The sequence below is a fragment of the Pseudomonas sp. OTU5201 genome, assembly GCF_038440135.1.
Classification (GTDB): Bacteria; Pseudomonadota; Gammaproteobacteria; order Pseudomonadales; family Pseudomonadaceae; genus Metapseudomonas; species Metapseudomonas resinovorans.
In genome coordinates this window covers 1-16706 of the sequence record NZ_JASATC010000073.1, presented here as the reverse complement: position 1 = coordinate 16706, position 16706 = coordinate 1, and the positions used below count along the sequence as shown (strand labels likewise).

The window sequence follows — 16706 nt, the reverse complement described above, 5'->3', positions numbered from 1 at the left end:
TGCCGGCGTATCTACCCGCTCCCGCTGGGGGTTGGGGGGGGGGGGGGGGCGGTTCGGCGCGCGCTGAGGTTTCCCTCACCCCCGGCCCCTCTCCCAGAGGGAGAGGGGAGGATTTCCGCGCCTCGGCAATACTCACCGCCTCGAAGCGCACTTTGTCCCCCGCCTTCAATTGCCCCAGTTGCCACAGGTCCGCTTCGATGAGGGTTACCGGGCACACGAAGCCACCCAGGCTCGGACCGTCCGGGCCGAGGATCACCGGCATGTCGCCGGTGAAGTCCACGGCGCCGATGGCGTAGGGGTTGTCGTGGATGTTGGAGGGGTGCAGGCCGGCCTCGCCGCCGCTCTCACGTACCCATTCCGGCTTGGGCCCGATCAGGCGCACGCCGGTGCGGCTGGAGTTGAAATGCACTTCCCAGTCGGTGGCGAAGAAGGTCTCGATGTAGGCCGGGGTGAAGTATTCCGGGGAACCGTGGGGGCCGTAGATCACCCGCAGGGTGCGTACTTCCGGCAGGTCGCTACGCAAGGCCGGTTCCAGCGTCTGGCCAGCGCTGCGGTCAGCCAGCGGGGCAAGGTGCAGGACGTCGCCGGCGCGCAGGGCGCGACCGCCGTGGCCGCCGAACTGGCCGAGGGTGAAGGTGCTCTTGCTTCCGAGATAGTCCGGTACTTGCAAGCCGCCGCGTACACAGAGGTAGCTGCGCGCGCCGGCGCCAGCGATGGTGCCGAGCGCAAGGGTGGTGCCGGCAGGTACCAGCAGGGTGGTGTCCATCCGTTGCGGCTGGCCGTCGAGGGTCAGCGGAATCGGCGCGCCGGTGACTGCCACTACGGCGTCGGTGTTGAAGCGCAGCGTCGGGCCGCTCATGGTGATTTCCAGTCCGGCTTCACCTTCGGCATTGCCCAGCAGGCGATTGCCCAGGCGCAGCGCGCGGCTGTCCATGGGGCCGGACGGCGGCACGCCCACCGCCCAGTAGCCGAGTCGGCCGGGGTAGTCCTGGACTGTGGTCTGGGTGCCGGCGCCGAGCACTTCGAAGGTGCTCGCACGATAGGTGAGGCCCTCCAGGCAGCGGGTCCAGGGCGAGCCGCTGGCAAACGGCGTGTCAGCGAGGATCTGCCGCAGGTAGCCACGGTTGGACTCCACGCCGTACAGGGTGGTGCCGGCCAAGGCTTGGTCCAGCGCAGTGCTGGCCTGCTCTCGGGTCGGTGCCCAGGCTATGACCTTGGCGATCATCGGGTCGAAGTAGGGCGGGATTTCGCAGCCGGCTTCCACCCACGTGTCGATGCGCAGGTGCTTGCCATCGGCTGCGGGGAAGGCGACGGCAGTGAGCAGGCCAGGGCAGGGCTGGAAGTCGCGGCCCGGGTCTTCGGCATAGAGCCGCGCCTGGATGGCATGGCCACTCGGTGCAAGGTTCGCTACCAGTTCGGTCAGCGGCGGGAGGGCGCCGGCAGCCAGTTCGATCATCCAGCGCACCAGGTCCACGCCCCAGACCTGCTCGGTGACGCCGTGCTCCACCTGCAGGCGGGTGTTCACTTCGAGGAAGTAGAAGCGTTCGGCCTCGCTGTCATAGACGAACTCCACCGTGCCCGCGCTGCGGTAGCTGACTGCCTTGGCCAGCTTGATGGCGGCGGCGCAGAGTTCGTCGGCCATGCCGGCGGGCAAGTTGGGTGCCGGGGTTTCTTCCAGCACCTTCTGGTTACGCCGCTGCACCGAGCAATCGCGCACACCCAGGGCGATGACTTCACCTCGACCGTCGCCGAACACTTGCACCTCCAGGTGACGTGCCCGCTGGATGTACTTCTCGATGAACACGCCGGCATCGCTGAAGTTGTTCTGCCCCAGGCGCTTTACGGCTTCGAAGGCGTCGCTCAACTCGGCAGCCGAGCGGCACACACGCATACCGATGCCGCCACCGCCGGCAGTGCTTTTCAGCATGACCGGGTAGCCCACCTGCTCGCCAGCGACCAGTGCGGACTCCAGGTCTTCCAGCAGTTCGGTGCCTTCCAGCATGGGCACGCCGTTGGCCTTGGCCAGGGCACGTGCGGTGTGCTTCAGGCCGAACACCCGCAGCTGTTCCGGCGTCGGGCCGACGAAGGCGATACCCGCGGCCTCGCAGGCTTCGGCAAACGCGGCGTTTTCCGAGAGGAACCCATAGCCGGGGTGGATAGCCTGGGCGCCGCTATCGCGGGCAGCTTGGAGAATCTTGTCGACCACCAGATAGGTGCTGGCTGCCGGGCCGTCGCCCAGGCTGATGGCCTGGTCCGCTTGCTGGATATGCAGACTGGCGGCGTCGGCTTCGGAATACACGGCCACGCCGCGTACATCGAGTTGGTGCAGGGTACGCAGGATGCGGCAGGCGATGGCGCCGCGGTTGGCGATCAGGAGCGTCTCGAACATGGAGTCTTCCCCATGTGGTGGCGGGTCGTCCCGCCGCTATTGGGTCTGTGCCACGGTCGTCCGTGGCTGGTTGTGCGTTCACCTTTAGGAGCGAGCTCTGCTCGCGAAAGGCTTCGCCAGCAGAGCTGGCTCCTACGATTTCGGGGCCTGCGCGGGGGTGTGCAGGCACTGCCCCGAGCGGCTCTGGCAGAGCAGGAACAGCCAGGCGCGCAACTGCTTCAGTCCCATACCAGCACCTCGGCGGGTGTGGGGTTGTAGGCGTTGCAGGGGTTGTTCAGCTGCGGGCAGTTGGAGATGAGCACGATGATGTCCATGTGCGCCTTCAGCTCGACGTACTTGCCGGCGGCGGAGATGCCGTCTTCGAAGGTCAGGCCGCCCTCCGGGGTGACCGGCACGTTCATGAAGAAGTTGATGTTGGCGCTGATGTCGCGCTTGGTCAGGCGGCCGTCATGCAGGCTGGCGCGCAGGAAGTTGTCGCGGCAGCTGTGCATGTAGCGCTTGTCCAGGGCGTAGCGCACGGTGTTGCTTTCCTGGGCGCAGGCGCCGCCGAGGGTGTCGTGGCGACCACAGGTGTCGGCGGTGAGGGTCAGCATCGGGTTGCCGAGGTTGGAGTAGAGCACGCTGCCGGCAGCCAGGTAGGCGCGGTTCTGCCGGCGCAGGGTGCGCTGCACGTCATAGCGCTCACGCGGGTTGCGGGCGCTGTAGAAAAGGGTGTCGACCGCCTGGTTGCCTTCGAGATCCAGCAGGCGCAGGGTCTGGCCGGCCTTCACTTCGGTCATGAAGGGTTCGCCGGCGGCGATCACCGCGCGGTACACGGCGGCTTCGGAATGCTTTTCGCTGTGGGTCAGGTTCATGCGGGCGGCCCTCAGATGTACAGGCGTTCGGTGTTGTGGAAGCCGCGACCGTTCTCCGGGCGCGAGGTGCGGCAGAGCAGGGTGATGCCGTCGCTCTGCACCTGTTGCCAGGCGAGTTGCACCGGCTTGGGCGCATATTCCGGGGCGGGGTCCATGGGGTGCTGCAGGGCGGTGAGCACCACCAGCGTGTCCATGGGCGCGTAGAGCTCGATGTAGTTGCCGGCCTTGGAATTGCCCGGCTCGAAGTGGAAGCAGCCGTCGCTGTCCACGGTGACCTTGCTGAACAGGTTCAGGCACATCAGCAGGTCCTGCAGGTTCAGGTCCCACTTGCCCATCTCCACCAGCAGGTTATCCACACCGTTGCGGAAGAAGCCGTTGCGCAATTCCTGGTAACGCCCGGCACCGTACTTTTCCTTCACCTCGTCTGCATTGAGCACGCCGCCGAAGCTGTCGTGCCAGCCGCAGGTGTCGGCGGTGATGGCCGCAAGGACCCGGCCCATGTCGGAGTAGAGGCAGTGACCCGCGGTGAGCTTGGCGGTGTGCTGACACTTGAGGCTGTCAGGCAGGTTCAGGCGCTCGCTCTTCTCTTGCGCGTTGAGCAACAGCAGGCTGACGTTGGCACCGCCTTCGATATCGGTGACGCGCAACTTTTGGCCGCGCTTGAGCACGAAGGAGGTGTGGCCGCCGCCGGGGACGGTTTCTTCATAGAGGGTCGGGCTCAGGGCCAGGGATGCGGTCATGGGCAGGCTCCTTGTCAGTGGGCGATGGCAGGCTGCAGGGCGGAAGTGACTCGCTCCGGCAGGGCCTCGACGGCAGCGCGGGCGGCGCGGCGGTCGCTGTTCAGGGGAATGTCGTAGGTGATGCGCGCGCCATAGGCATTGGGTGCCTGCGGGTCGTGGCGCACCTTGTCGAAGACCATCAGCCGAGTGCCCAGGCTGAAGCCTTCGGAGAGGTCGTGGGTGACCATGAAGACGGTCAGCCGGGTTTCGTTCCAGAGGCTGAGCAGCAGCTCGTGCATGTCCTTGCGGATGCCCGGGTCGAGGGCGCCGAAGGGTTCGTCGAGCAGCAGCACGCGCGGTTTCATGATCAGTGCCTGGGCAATGGCCAAGCGCTGCTGCATGCCGCCGGAGAGCTGGCTGGGGTACTTGTCCAGGGCGTGGCCCAGACCGACCTTGCCGAGAATGGCGGCAGCCTCTTCGCGGGCAGATCGCTTGGCGCCGCCGAACAGTCGGCCAAGCAGGGGCGAGCGGGGCAGTTCCAGGCCAAGGGCGACGTTGTCCAGCACGCTCAGGTGGGGAAACACCGAGTAGCGCTGGAACACCACGCCCCGGCTGGCGTCGGGCTCGGCCATCAGCGGTTGGCCGTCCAGCAGGATGCTGCCGCGACTGGGGGATTCCTGGCCCAGCAGCATGCGCAGGAAGGTGGATTTGCCGCAGCCGGAAGCGCCGACCAGGGTGCAGAACTCACCTTCGTTGACTGACAGGTTGAGGTTTTCGAGGACGACCTGGTCAGCGTATTCCTGCCAGAGGTTTTTCACTTCAATGAATGCGCTCATGCCTTGGCTCCCTCATACCAGGGGAAGGCCAGCCGCGTGAGCTGGCGCAGGCCCAGGTCCATCAGCCAGGCGAGCAGGGTGATCCACACCACGTAGGGGAGGATCACATCCATGGCCAGGTAGCGGCGGACCAGGAAGATGCGGTAGCCCAGGCCATCAGTGGAGGCGATGGCTTCGGCGGCGATCAGGAACAGCCAGGCCGAGCCCAGCACCAGACGCAGGGAGATCAAGAGGCGCGGCATGAGCTGCGGCAGGACCACCCGCAGGATCAGGGTCCAGGTGTTGGCGCCGAGCGTCTGCGCCTTGATCAGCAGCTCGCGGGGAATCTCTCGGGCGCGCTGCTCCATGTCGCGGGCGATGCAAGGCGCGACGCCGATGACGATCAGCATCACCTTGGACAGCTCGCCGAGGCCGAAGACGATGAACAGTATCGGCAGGATCGCCAGTGGCGGGATCATCGACAGCACCGTCAACAGGGGCGACAAGGGCGCGCTGAACAGCGGCAGGGTGCCGGCGGCGATGCCCAGTGCCAGGCCCAGCAGCGCGGCAATGGAAAGCCCCAGCGCCAGGCGTTTCAGGCTCGAGGCGCTGTCCTTCCAGAACAGGTAGTCGCCGCTGCGCTTGTCTTCGGTGAAGGCCAGACGTTCCACAGCGTCACTCATCTGCGCTGCGCTCGGCAGCAGCTTGTCGTTGGGGTTTTCCGTGAGCCGCGCCGCCGAGCCGGTGAAGTAGGCGAACAGCAGCAGGGCGAAGGGCAGCAGGATCAGGATCAGGCGGCCGGCGCGGTCTGGTTGGCGGTTGATCAGGCGCATGGCGGTTACTCGGTTGCGGGAGCGTGTAGGTTGGTCCGAGGAAGGAGACCCAACGATCGGATTGCGGCCATTCGTTGGGCTTCGCTTCGCTCAGACCAACCTACGGTACGAGGTCAGCGATCAGAGCTTCCCTTCGGCGGCCAACTGCACGTAGGTCGGGTCGAAGCGCAGCTTCACGTTGCCCTTGTCACCTGTGACCACGCCCTTGGCGAAGCTCATGCCGACTGCGTTGGCGTCCTTGGCGCCTTCGCCGAGCAGACCGTGGCGGAAGCTGAAGTTGGCCACCTTGTCCATGGTTGCCGGCAGTTTCGGGCTGGTGACGAATGCCAGGGCATCGGCTGGGGTGTGGAACAGGCGGGTGGCGTCCAGCTGCGCCTGGTAGCCGGCCAGGTCGGTGCCGGAAGCCTTGGCCATGTGTTCCAGGGCGGCAGCACTTTCGGCGGTGTTGGCGTTCATCAGCGCGACAATCTCGAACCAGGCGCCGGTCAGCGCTTTGCCCAGGGCGGGGTTGTCCTTAAGGGTCTCGGTGTTGACCACCATCATGTCCATGATTTCGCCGGGGACCTTACTGGAGTCGAACACCAGGCTGGTGCCGGGCTTGGCCTTGATGTCGGCGAGCATGGGGTTCCAGGTGGTCACGGCCTGGACTTCGGCGGTATCGAAGGCGGCAGCGATGTCGGCGTCGGAGGTGTTCACCACCTTCACGTCTTTCTCGGTAAGGTCGGCGCGCTCCAGGGCGCGGGCCAGCAGGTAGTGGGAGACGGACAGTTCCACCAGGTTGATGGGTGTGTCCTTGAGATCGGCCAGGGTCTTGCCTTCGCCCTTGAGCACCACGCCGTCGTTGCCGTTGGAGAAGTCACCGACGATCAGTGCGGTGCTGTCCACGCCGCCGGCGGCGGGAATGGTCAAGGCATCCATGTTGGTCATGGTGCAGCCGTCGAATTGGCCAGCGGTGTATTGATTGATCGATTCGACGTAGTCGTTGAGCTGGGTGACCTTGATCTCGATCCCATACTTCTTCGCCCATTTGTCGACGATGCCCTTGGTGGCGCCGTACTCCCAGGGCATCCACCCGGCGTAGATGGTCCAGCAGACGTTGAAGCTGTCTTTCTGGGCGGCGGAGGTGTTGAAGCTGAGGGCGGCGGCGAGGCCGGCGGCGGCGAGAGCGAACAGACGGGACTTGCGCATGGAGAACCTCCAGTTCGATTGAGGGCGGGCGGAGCTGCGCGGCACTTTCCCTGTAAAGGGGCGCGTTCTCCCGGGCTTTTGTCCCGCCGTGTAACCTCGCTGGAGGTCGCCAGCTCTCGGACCAGTCATCCGCTTTCGCGAACCGGAACCCTAGCCAGCCATTGCAAATTGTGGTGCCGCGAACCCGGTGGTCCGGGTAGCTCCTGCACGCCTTTGTCAAAGCGAAGGGCGTGCCAAGTTGGTGAGAAGGCTCTGCCATGGGCTTTTCGCCGACCGGCAAGGGCGGCATGAAGGTGAGGGGTGCCCGCTCATGGGGCGACTGGCTTCAACTTGGTGCGTAGCAACAACTGGAAAAGGATTTTTCCGACAGGGAGCGAGCGCTGTTCTGTAGGACTCGTTGTCCAACGCAGTGGGAGCAATCCCAGTCGCCGACATCTGTCTGCGCCGTCCCTAGCGGTCGAAGGAGGCCGCCATGTCCTACCGATCATTCTTCCTTGCCGTGCTGAGCCTGACCCTGGGCGGCTGTGCCGTCTATGACTACGACAACGACTACTACGGACGTCGCTACTACGGCGACGACGATTACCGCGTCCACCGCTACTACAACGACCCGCCCCGGACGAACTACTACATCGTCGACCAGCGCTACGACGATCGCCACTACGAGCGCCGCTATTACGATCGCCGCCACTACGACAGTCGCAAGGACTACTACAAGTCCGACAAGCACCGCTACGACAAGCGCTACTACGACAACGACCGCAAGTACCGTCACGACCGGCGTTACCACCAGCCGCGCCAGGACAATTACCAGGAACGTCGCCACGACTACACGCCGCGCCTGCAGACCTGGGGCAAGAACAACCTCCAGCCCGGTTACCGTCAGCCCGGCAACCACCAGAAAAGCTATCGCCAGAGCAACTACCGCCAACAATACCGGGTGCAGCCGGGTTACGAGGCAAGGCCGCACAACAATCCCCGCTATAACAACCGCAGCAACTGGTCGATGGAGAACCGGCGCTAGCCGGCAGGAAAGCGGCTGTCCTCTTCCAGCAACAGCGCCCGCATTGCCCGCGCAGCCGGAGACAGGCTGCGTGCGGCAAGGCTGACCACGCCATAGGCCGATGAGGTCCCGGTGCTGGCCAGCGGCTCCAGTACCGCCAGACGACCGGCATTCACGTCCTCGGCGACGACATCCCAAGGCGCCATGCTGATCACGTCGCTCTCGGCGACTACCGCCTTCAACACCATGAAGTTGTCGCACTCGATGCCCAGCGGTTTTTCGTTGCCGGCGAGCTCGCCAATGGCCCGCGCTACTTCCACCGGCAGTTGCGTGCCAGCCAGTGCATAACGGGCCAGGTCGGTCAGTTGCACCTGATCTTGCTCCAGCAGCGGATGGCTGGGGCGGCAGAATAGGGTGCCGGGATGGCGGCGCAAGGGAACGATGTCCAGCAGAGGATCGCCCTGGAGTTCGCGAATGTCGGCGACGAACAGCTCGATGGCGTCGTCCAGCAGTTGCCGGCGCAGGCTGTGCCAGTTTTCCAGGCTGAGTTGCACCCGAACGCCCGGGTGCTGGCTGGCGAAGCGTCCCAGGGCGCGGGGCACCAGGCGCGCGGCGGGGTAGGGCCCGGCGCCGAGGCGCAGTTCGCCGCTGTCGAGGTTATCCAGTTGGGCCACGGCACTGTGCAGGGCGCGGCTGCCGTCCAGCAGGCGCCGGGCGTGTTCAAGCACCAGCCGGCCGTGGGCGGTCAGGCTGATCTGGCGCGGTCCGCGATCCAGCAGGCTGCAACCCAGGCCGGCTTCCAGGGCCTGGATGCTGCGACTGAGGGCAGGCTGGCTGAGGTTGACCGCCTCGGCCGCACGGGCGAAGTGGCCGTGTTCGGCGAGAGCAACGAAATGGCGGAGCTGGCGAAGGTCATTCATGCGTGGTTTGCATCGATAGTGGAAGAAGAATGCATTGGAATTATTAGCAGGCGCCTGCCAGCCTGTCTCGGCCTATAACAACAATCCCCGAGCGAACCATGCGCATCTCCACCCGTTTCAGCGGCCTGGTACTGGCCGCAGCACTGCCCCTGAGCGCCGACGCCGCACTGCCGGAAGAGTCCATCGCGCCCAGCATCAACGCCGAACTGGCCGAGCACACCAAGCACTTCAGCGAGAAGGTCTACAAGATCGCCGACAACGTGTACTCGGCGGTGGGCTGGAACCTCGCCAACAGCGTGATGATCGAGGCACCGGAGGGGCTGATCATCGTCGACACCGGCGAGTCGGCCGAGCAGTCGCGCAAGGTGCTGGTGGAGTTCCGCAAGATCAGCGACAAGCCGATCAAGGCCATCGTCTACACCCACTTCCACCCTGACCACATCAACGGCGTGAAGGGCTTCGTCAGCGAAGAGCAGGTCAAGAACGGCGAGGTGCAGATCTACGCCCAGGAAACCCTGCTGGAGAACGTGGTCACCCAGGGTGCACTGGTCGGCCCCATTCTCGGCATGCGCTCGGGTTACAGCTTCGGTGCCGCTCTGTCGGACAGCGACAAGAAAGATATGAACGCGGGGCTTGGCCCGCTGGCCCATCAAGCCAGCTCCACCTTCATCGCGCCCACCATCACCTTCAAGGACAAGCTCGACACCACGATCGCCGGTCTGCCGGTGCAGTTCCTCCATGTGCCCAGCGAGGCGCCGGACGAGATTGTGCTGTTCCTGCCGCAGAACCGCGTGCTGATCAGCGCCGAGGTGACCCAGGGCCCGACCCTGCCGAACATCCACACCCTGCGCGGCACCAAGTTCCGTGATCCGGTGGTCTGGGTGAACAGCCTCGACAAGCTGCGCGCCTTCCAGGCCGACTACATGGTGCCGCTGCACGGCCAGCCGGTGACCGGTAAGGACAAGGTGGAGGAGGTGCTGCGCATGACTCGCGACGCCATCGCCTACGTGCATGACCAGACCGTGCGCTGGATGAACAAGGGCCTGACGCCTGACGAACTGGTGGAGAAGGTCAAGCTGCCTCCGTACCTGGCCGGCTACACGCCCTATCTGCGCGAGTATTACGGCACCGTGAAGCACAGCGTGCGGCAGATCTACCAGGGCTACCTGGGCTGGTTCCAGGGCGACCCCGTGGACCTCGACCCGACCCCGCCGGCCGAAAAGGCCAAGCGCCTGGTGGCCATGATGGGCGGCCGCGACAAGGTGCTGCTGGCCGCCGGCGACGCCTACCTCAAGGGCGACTACCAGTGGGCCGCGGAGCTGGCCGGCTACGCCATCCGCCTCGACCACGAGGACAAACTGGCCCGCGAGATAAAGGCGCGCAGCTTCCGTCGCCTCGGCTACGCCAGCATGAACATCAACTGGCGCAACTGGTACCTGATGAGCGCCATGGAACTGGAAGGCAAACTGGACGGCGACGCCGCGCTGCAATTGTCCCAGGGCCTGCGTGACGCCTTCCTGTCCGACGACATGCTGAAGAACCTGCCGGCGCGCATCTTCCTGCAGAACTGGGTGACCCGTATCGACCCGGACAAGAGCGCCGACGTCAACCTGACCCTGGGCTTCGTCTTCCCCGATATCAATGAAGAGTGGGCACTGGAAGTGCGTCGTGGCGTAGCCGAGTTGCACAAGGGCATCCCCGAAGGCGCTACGCTCAAGCTGACCTTCGACAAGACCTACCTCGATACCGTGATCAGCGGCGAAAACGGATTGCTCAAGGGGGCTCTGTTGGGCGACGTGAAGGTGGACGGCAACCTGCTGGACATCAAGACCTTCCTCGGTTGCTTCGACTTCGAGGAGGCGCCCATCGCCCTCACCGTGCGTTGAGCGGCGGTGCCAACCGAAAGTGCGGAGAGGCGCGAGCCTCCAGGCGGCACACTGGCCGCCTGGTCCGCACACTCGGGAAACACCATGCACCTCACATCCTTCCTCAAGGGCGCCCTGGCCATGTTCTGGCTGGTGGCGCTGCTAAACCTCATCTACCCCTTCGGCGAACCCTTGCACCGGCCATTGCTGCTGGCGGCCGGCCTCGTGTTACTGGCCCATGTAGCGGAAGCGGCACTGTTCAATCGCAAGCTGAAGGCACGCCCCTTCCCCTGGCTGGAACGGCTACAGGTGCTGTTGTTCGGTTTCCTGCATCTGCGCCGTTTGCGCTGAGAGCGTCTCCCGCCCCCTAGGTTGTGGCCGAGCGCAGCGAAGCCCAGGCATCTGACGTTGGGCCGCGCTGCGCTTGATCAGCGTGGCCTGCGCCCACCGCCGTCACGACATCACCCGATGACGGCAGAATGCCATTGTTTTTTTCGGGTCCAGCCCGCACCATTCGCGGCTTGTTCCATGGGGCCCAGCGGCCTCCGAGACGGGATGGTAGATGTTCCGACGTAGCGTGCAGGCCTTGCATACGCACAAGGGATGGCGGAGGCCGGTCCTGGTGGCGACGTTGCTGCCAGCGCTGCTCGCGGGAGCGTTGCAGGCGGACTGGGATTTCACCCTCATCCGCCAACGTGCTGAAAACCTTTACGGCCCCCTCGGCCCCGGCAAACAACGCATCGACGACTGGCAAGCCATGCTCGGGCGTCTTTCCGGTGTCGATGAGCAAAAGCAACTGGAAGAAGTGAACCGCTTCTTCAACGCCAAGCTGCGTTTCACCGATGACATCAGCCTGTGGCACGAGACCGACTACTGGGCGACGCCCGTACAGGCCTTGCGCACCGGCGCCGGCGACTGCGAAGACTTCGCCATCGCCAAGTACTTCAGCCTGCGCCAGCTCGGTGTGCCCAGCGAGAAACTGCGCATCACCTACGTCAAGGCGCTGCGCCTGAACCAGGCGCACATGGTGCTGACCTACTACGCATCCCCGGATGCCATGCCGCTGGTGCTGGACAACCTGGTGGGAATCATCCGTCCCGCCAATCAACGCACCGACCTGCTGCCGGTCTACGCCTTCAACGCCGAGGGCCTCTGGCTCGCTGGTCGGAGTGGTGGCAAGCAGGTGGGCGACGCCAAGCGCCTCTCGCGCTGGCAGGAATTGCTCAAGAAGATGAAGGCCGAAGGCTTCCCTGTAGAGCCGGCCCGATAGGAGTCGAGATGTCTCTGTTCAAACAGCTGTTGATTGCCATCTGCCTGTTCCTGGTCGTCGCCTTCAGCGGCAGCTTTATGGTTGGCCTGGAGAGCTCGCGGGAGCAGTACGTCAACCAACTGCGCTCCCACGCGCAGGATGCGGCGACTGCCCTCGGTCTCTCGCTGACGCCGCATATCGACGATGCAGCGATGGTCGAGCTGATGGTCAGCTCCATTTTCGACAGCGGTTACTACGAGAGCATCCGGGTAATCGACCTGCAGAGCGGCACGGTGCTGGTGGAGCGCACCGGTGTGCCCGACGCGGCGGGTACCCAGGTACCGCAGTGGTTTGTCGGCCTGATCGGCCTGCAATCGGCCGGTGGCGATGCCATTGTCAGCCGTGGCTGGCAGCAGGCGGCACGAGTGGAAGTGCAGAGTCATCCGCTATTTGCCCTTGCCCGACTTTGGCAGAGCGCGCTGGGCAGCCTTGGCTGGTTGCTGGTATGTGGTCTGGTCAGTGCCGGCCTCGGCGCCTTCCTCCTGCGTCGGCAGCTCAAGCCGCTGGACTACATGGTCGAACAGTCCCATGCCATTTCCCGGCGCGAGTTCCTCAGCCTGCCGGAGCTGCCGCGCACCCCTGAGCTGCGTCGTGTGGTGCAGGCGATGAACCAGATGGTGGAGAAGCTCAAGGCGCTGTTCCAGGAACAAGCCGAACGCAGCGAGCGCCTGCGCGACGAGGCTTATCGCGACACTCTCACCGGTCTGGCCAACCGCCGCTATTTCGAGATGCAGTTGCAGGCGCGCCTCAGCGCCGAGGATCACGCCAGCTCCGGTTACCTGTTCCTGCTGCGGGTGCATGATCTGGCGGGCCTCAACCAGCGCCTGGGTGGCCAGCGCACCGACCACTTGCTTCTGGCGGTAGCCGAGCTGCTGACCCAAGTGGCGGCGGGGCAGGGCGCCGGCCAGTTGGTTGCGCGCAGCCGGGGCGGCGATTTCGCCCTGCTGTTGCCGGGCCTGATGGCGGAAGAGGCCGAGCAACTCGCGCAACGCCTGGATGCCGGGCTGGCCAACCTGGTGACCACGGGCGCGGCCGATGTATTGCAGGTGGCCCATATGGGGCTGGTGCCTTTCAATCCGGGTGAAACCCTTTCCGACTTGCTGCGCCTGGCCGACGAGGCCCTGGCCAAGGCGGAAAGCCAGACCGACCGGACCTGGGCGACGCTGACCCAGGGCCAAGCCCCCAGCGTGGGCGATGAGCGCCATGCCTGGCACCAGTTGCTGGATCGCGCCCTTGGCCAGCGTCAGTTGCAGCTCTACTTCCAGCCGGTGGTGGACAGTCGCGATCGCTCCCAGGTACTGCATTACAAGGTGCTGTCACGCCTGCGCGACGAGCGCGGCGAGAATATCCCGGCCGGGCGCTTCCTGCCCTGGCTGCAGCGCTTCGGCTGGATGGCGCGCCTCGACCTGCTGATGCTGGAGCTGGTGCTGCAGCAGATGGCCAGCCATGGCGAAACCCTGGCGCTCAATCTCTCCGGTGCCCTGCTGCGCGAACCCCAGGCGCTGGACAAAGCCTTCGAGCTATTGCGCAGGCACGCCCCGCTAGGGCCGCGTCTGGTGCTGGAGCTGGAGGAGGATCAACTGCCCGAGCAAGCGGTGCTGGAACGGCTCACCCGCCGCTTGCGCGAGCTGGGCTTCAGCCTCAGCCTGCAGCACTTCGGTGGCCGCTTCAGCATGATCGGCAACCTGGCGCGCCTCGGCCTGGCCTACCTGAAGGTGGATGGCAGCTATATCCGTGCAATCGACCTGGAAGCCGACAAACGCCTGTTCATCGAGGCCATGCAACGTGCGGCCCACAGCATCGACCTGCCACTGATTGCCGAGCGAGTGGAAACCGAAGGGGAGCTGGAAGTGCTGCGGGGAATGGGGTTCCAGGGCGTACAGGGCCAACTGTTCGGCGCACCCGCCCCCTGGCGTTAGTGCTATCGGGAGAAGCGAAATCCTTTTAGGGGCGAATTCATTCACCAAGGGGCACGCAGTGCCCCCAACGGTATCCCAAGAGCAGGCCGCTGGCCTGCGAGGCGAATGAATTCGCCCCTACAGGGTGATCGAGAACTCGGGGCTCAGATCAACCCCGAGCCCGCTTCTTCCTCTTCGTCGACGATCAGCCGTGAAATTCCCCCAAGGGCTTCCCGCGCCTGGTTCCGGCTGAGCAGCTTGGACTGTGCTGCCGGCGGCAGGTCGGTGATGCGGATCACGCCTTTGGCCATCAGCACAGTGATCAGGTCGTCGAGCACCCGGATCATGTCCAGGTCACTCTGTTTCAACTGCAGCAGACTGCTTTGCATCGCCAGATTGGCGTACCAGGCCTGGATATCCTGGTCGTCGGCCGGCAGGCTGCCGGTCATTTCGTCGAACTCGGCCGCTTCGACGCGAACCAGCCTTCCTTCTTCGTCGCGCTGGATGTAGAGCATGGAGGTTCTCCCTGGAAGATTGCCGCAGGATGAAGGCAGCGCCCCCTGCCCGCAACCACCGGGGTGATTGCGGGCAGGGACAGCCGTCAGCTGTGGTCGATCTTGATGGTCGGGTCGGCACCTGCGATCAACGAGTTGATCGACGCCCCGCTAAGCTGGTTGGCTGCGCCTTCCAGGGTGATGGTCAGGTCGGCGTGGCTGGTGGCGGCACCGCCGTCGTTCAGATGACCGTCCTTGCTGACCAGGAGGGTGGCGTTGCCGGTGCCGGTATCGACTATCAATTTGAGGAAGTTGTCGATGCTGGCAGTGGTTTCCCCTTGCAGCAGATCGCTGAGGTCCAGCTTGTCGCTCTCGCTGGTCTTGAAGTCCTTCACCACATCCAGGTCAGGGTTGCCTGCGGTACCCGCATCCCCGGCCTTCCAGACGAAGGTGTCGGCGCCCGTGCCACCCGTCAGGGTGTCGTTGCCCTTGCCACCAGTGAGGGTGTCGTCGCCGGCGTCGCCAATCAGGTTGTTAGCTCCGGCTGCGCCACCCACGGCAGTGCCAATAGACCCCGCCTGGACGGTGTTATCCGAGTCGAAGGTGATCTGCAGGGGTTGGCTGGCCGTGCTGTCGTGGTCTCCGTCCGTTGCCTTGACACCCAGCGTAATCCGCTGGTCATAGGCCTCGGTCTGTCCGGTGAGAGAGTCGATGATCAGCTTGTACGAGGTGCCGGAGCCCGCACCGAACTTGATGGTGCTGAACTCGAACTGGCCACTGTTGAGCTTGCTGGCGTCAATCGTGAAGGTGGTTGTGCCACTGGACACACCATTCAGCGTGCCGGCGCCAACGAGGGTTCCGGACGCGTTATAGGCCGACCAGGTGAGGGACTCGTTGTTGCCTAACTTGTCGGTGGTCAATGTGACAGACGTCAAGTCAGTCGTCTGATTGGTGCTCTTGTCGATGAAAGTGAAGTTGAGCAGATCACCCGTATCGATCGATTGGCCGCTACCGACGCCGAAACTGTTGTTGCTGGTATTCACGGTGTCAGCTACGCCGTTGGTCGTAGCCGAGGCTTGAAGTGAGAACCTGCTATTGGTGCCCAAGTCGTAGAGACCTGAATTTCCGCCCGAGAGATTGAAGTTGCTGAGTACCGAGGAGGGCGAGTCCAGATCGACGAAGTTGGTGACCTTGTATTGGCCACTGATTGGGTCTGCAGTAATCCTGAATACCTCGGTTCCATTGGCCGCCAAGGCGCTAACGGAATTGGTCCCAGTCACGTAATGCAGCTTGCTGCCCTGGTAAGTCAGATAGCTGGAAGTACTGATCTCGTTACCGCTTTTGTCCAGAGTGGTGCTGAGGATGTATCCGCTGCTGTCGACGGATACACCGGTGGTTGTGCTGAACTGAATCGATGCACCATTGGCGTCGGCGCCAATCGACAGATTGAGTTCACCAATGGCTGTGGCACTGGACGAGTCGAGAAGAATGCTTTGCATTGGGGTCGCCATGACTGGCGCATCGTCTTCGACGTTGATCTGTAAGGTCCCGCTAGAGGAACTCACGCCGTCGCTGGCAGTCACCGCCACTGTAAAACTACGCACATCCTCCGCATTCGCCACCGAATGATCCAGCTGGCCGAGCAAAGTAACGGTATAGGCGCCCGAGCTGGTGATACTGATGGTCATGATTGTCTGGCCACCAGCTGTAGCGCTCAACGTAGACGTACCACTGCCGGACCACGCGAGGGGAACCCCATTCGAGGTCAGGGCAGTGGTTGGCGCCGTCAGCGTTACATTCAGGCTTGCCCCGTCGATGTCGCTGATAGCGAAGGTGCCGTTCGCGACCGGCGCATTGGTTGAGTCAGTCGGTGCCCCGGTAGTGTCCGGCAAGCCGCTGGTCAGCCCCTCTTCAGAGACGGTCGCGGTTCCGCTAGTGGTACCGAATACCGGCGCATCGTTGACCGGGTTGACGGTAATGGTGCCGGTGGCCGGGGTGGCATCCGCCAGGCCCTGGTTGTCGGTGGAGGCGTACTGGAAGGTGGTGGTGCCATTCCAGTTGGCGTTGGGCTTGAAGTAGATGGTTGCGCCATTGCTCGCCGCATTTATGACACTGCTGGTGCTGAGCGGGGCGGTGGCGGCGGCATCGCTGTAGAAGGTGCCGTTGGCCGGCAGTGAGGTCAGCTTGAAGCTGGCGACGGTGCCGTCGATATCCGAACCGCTGAGGTTAACGGCGATCACCGTGTCTTCATTACCGCTGCCACTGGCTGCAAGGGTTTCCGGTGCGTCGTTGACCGGAGTTACGGTGATATTCAGCGTGCTGCTGCTGCCGGTATTGGTGGTGTAGGTGACCTGCGGCACCGCACCGTTCCAGTTGGCAGCCGGGGTGAAGGTGTAATTGCCGTTGGCGGCGATGGTCA

General features: G+C 64.2%; 14 protein-coding genes and 1 riboswitch. Of the genes, 5 read left to right on the top strand and 9 right to left on the bottom strand.

The window, feature by feature from the left end:
• The 6 genes from AAHM40_RS26505 to AAHM40_RS26480 form a co-directional block, all read right to left on the bottom strand.
• A partial coding sequence (locus AAHM40_RS26505) for a 5-oxoprolinase/urea amidolyase family protein (protein ID WP_342247368.1) occupies nt 1-2389 on the bottom strand: 2389 nt, incomplete at its 3' end.
• A gap of 218 nt (nt 2390-2607) precedes the next feature.
• Nucleotides 2608-3243: an urea amidolyase associated protein UAAP2 gene (locus tag AAHM40_RS26500; RefSeq protein WP_342247367.1), complete on the bottom strand. Its 636-nt coding sequence runs from the start codon at nt 3241-3243 to the stop codon at nt 2608-2610.
• Between the two features lie 11 nt (nt 3244-3254).
• Complete coding sequence (locus tag AAHM40_RS26495) at nt 3255-3983, bottom strand: urea amidolyase associated protein UAAP1 (protein WP_342247366.1); 729 nt, start codon at nt 3981-3983, stop codon at nt 3255-3257.
• A 14-nt stretch (nt 3984-3997) separates the two neighbouring features.
• Nucleotides 3998-4798 carry an ABC transporter ATP-binding protein gene (locus tag AAHM40_RS26490; RefSeq protein WP_342247365.1) on the bottom strand — a complete coding sequence of 267 codons (801 nt, stop codon included), beginning with the start codon at nt 4796-4798 and terminating at the stop codon, nt 3998-4000.
• Complete coding sequence (locus tag AAHM40_RS26485; RefSeq protein ID WP_342247364.1) at nt 4795-5610, bottom strand: ABC transporter permease; 816 nt, start codon at nt 5608-5610, stop codon at nt 4795-4797. The genes AAHM40_RS26490 and AAHM40_RS26485 overlap by 4 nt, the downstream gene beginning before the upstream one ends.
• A gap of 120 nt (nt 5611-5730) precedes the next feature.
• On the bottom strand, nt 5731-6798 hold the full coding sequence (locus AAHM40_RS26480; protein WP_342247363.1) for a putative urea ABC transporter substrate-binding protein: 1068 nt from the start codon (nt 6796-6798) through the stop codon (nt 5731-5733).
• Between the two features lie 65 nt (nt 6799-6863).
• Nucleotides 6864-6963, bottom strand: a riboswitch (guanidine-I (ykkC/yxkD leader).
• Between the two features lie 307 nt (nt 6964-7270).
• Between AAHM40_RS26480 and AAHM40_RS26475 the strand changes: the two genes are divergently transcribed.
• A complete protein-coding gene (locus tag AAHM40_RS26475) occupies nt 7271-7822 on the top strand; it encodes a hypothetical protein (RefSeq protein WP_342247362.1) in 552 nt (183 codons plus the stop codon).
• Here the strand turns inward: AAHM40_RS26475 and AAHM40_RS26470 are convergent.
• Nucleotides 7819-8721 carry a LysR family transcriptional regulator gene (locus tag AAHM40_RS26470; RefSeq protein ID WP_342247361.1) on the bottom strand — a complete coding sequence of 301 codons (903 nt, stop codon included), beginning with the start codon at nt 8719-8721 and terminating at the stop codon, nt 7819-7821. The genes AAHM40_RS26475 and AAHM40_RS26470 overlap by 4 nt on opposite strands.
• A gap of 98 nt (nt 8722-8819) precedes the next feature.
• On the opposite strand from AAHM40_RS26470, the gene AAHM40_RS26465 reads away from it, so the two are divergent.
• From AAHM40_RS26465 to lapD, 4 genes are all read left to right on the top strand, one after another.
• A complete protein-coding gene (locus tag AAHM40_RS26465; RefSeq protein WP_342247360.1) occupies nt 8820-10607 on the top strand; it encodes an alkyl/aryl-sulfatase in 1788 nt (595 codons plus the stop codon).
• Nucleotides 10608-10691: 84 nt separating this feature from the next.
• The gene (locus AAHM40_RS26460) at nt 10692-10937 is read left to right on the top strand and encodes a DUF1145 domain-containing protein (protein ID WP_342247359.1); all 246 of its coding nucleotides are present in this window, start codon (nt 10692-10694) and stop codon (nt 10935-10937) included.
• Between the two features lie 211 nt (nt 10938-11148).
• The gene (gene lapG, locus AAHM40_RS26455) at nt 11149-11856 is read left to right on the top strand and encodes a cysteine protease LapG (protein ID WP_342247358.1); all 708 of its coding nucleotides are present in this window, start codon (nt 11149-11151) and stop codon (nt 11854-11856) included.
• Between the two features lie 8 nt (nt 11857-11864).
• The gene (lapD, locus tag AAHM40_RS26450; protein ID WP_342247357.1) at nt 11865-13814 is read left to right on the top strand and encodes a cyclic di-GMP receptor LapD; all 1950 of its coding nucleotides are present in this window, start codon (nt 11865-11867) and stop codon (nt 13812-13814) included.
• 143 nt (nt 13815-13957) lie between these two features.
• On the opposite strand, the gene AAHM40_RS26445 is transcribed toward lapD, so the two are convergent.
• Together AAHM40_RS26445 and AAHM40_RS26440 are read right to left on the bottom strand one after the other, a co-directional pair.
• Nucleotides 13958-14308, bottom strand: a complete 351-nt coding sequence (locus AAHM40_RS26445) for a tryptophan synthase subunit beta (protein WP_342247356.1) — start codon at nt 14306-14308, stop codon at nt 13958-13960.
• Between the two features lie 86 nt (nt 14309-14394).
• Nucleotides 14395-16706: beta strand repeat-containing protein (locus tag AAHM40_RS26440; protein WP_342247355.1), on the bottom strand; the 2312-nt coding region annotated here is incomplete at its 5' end.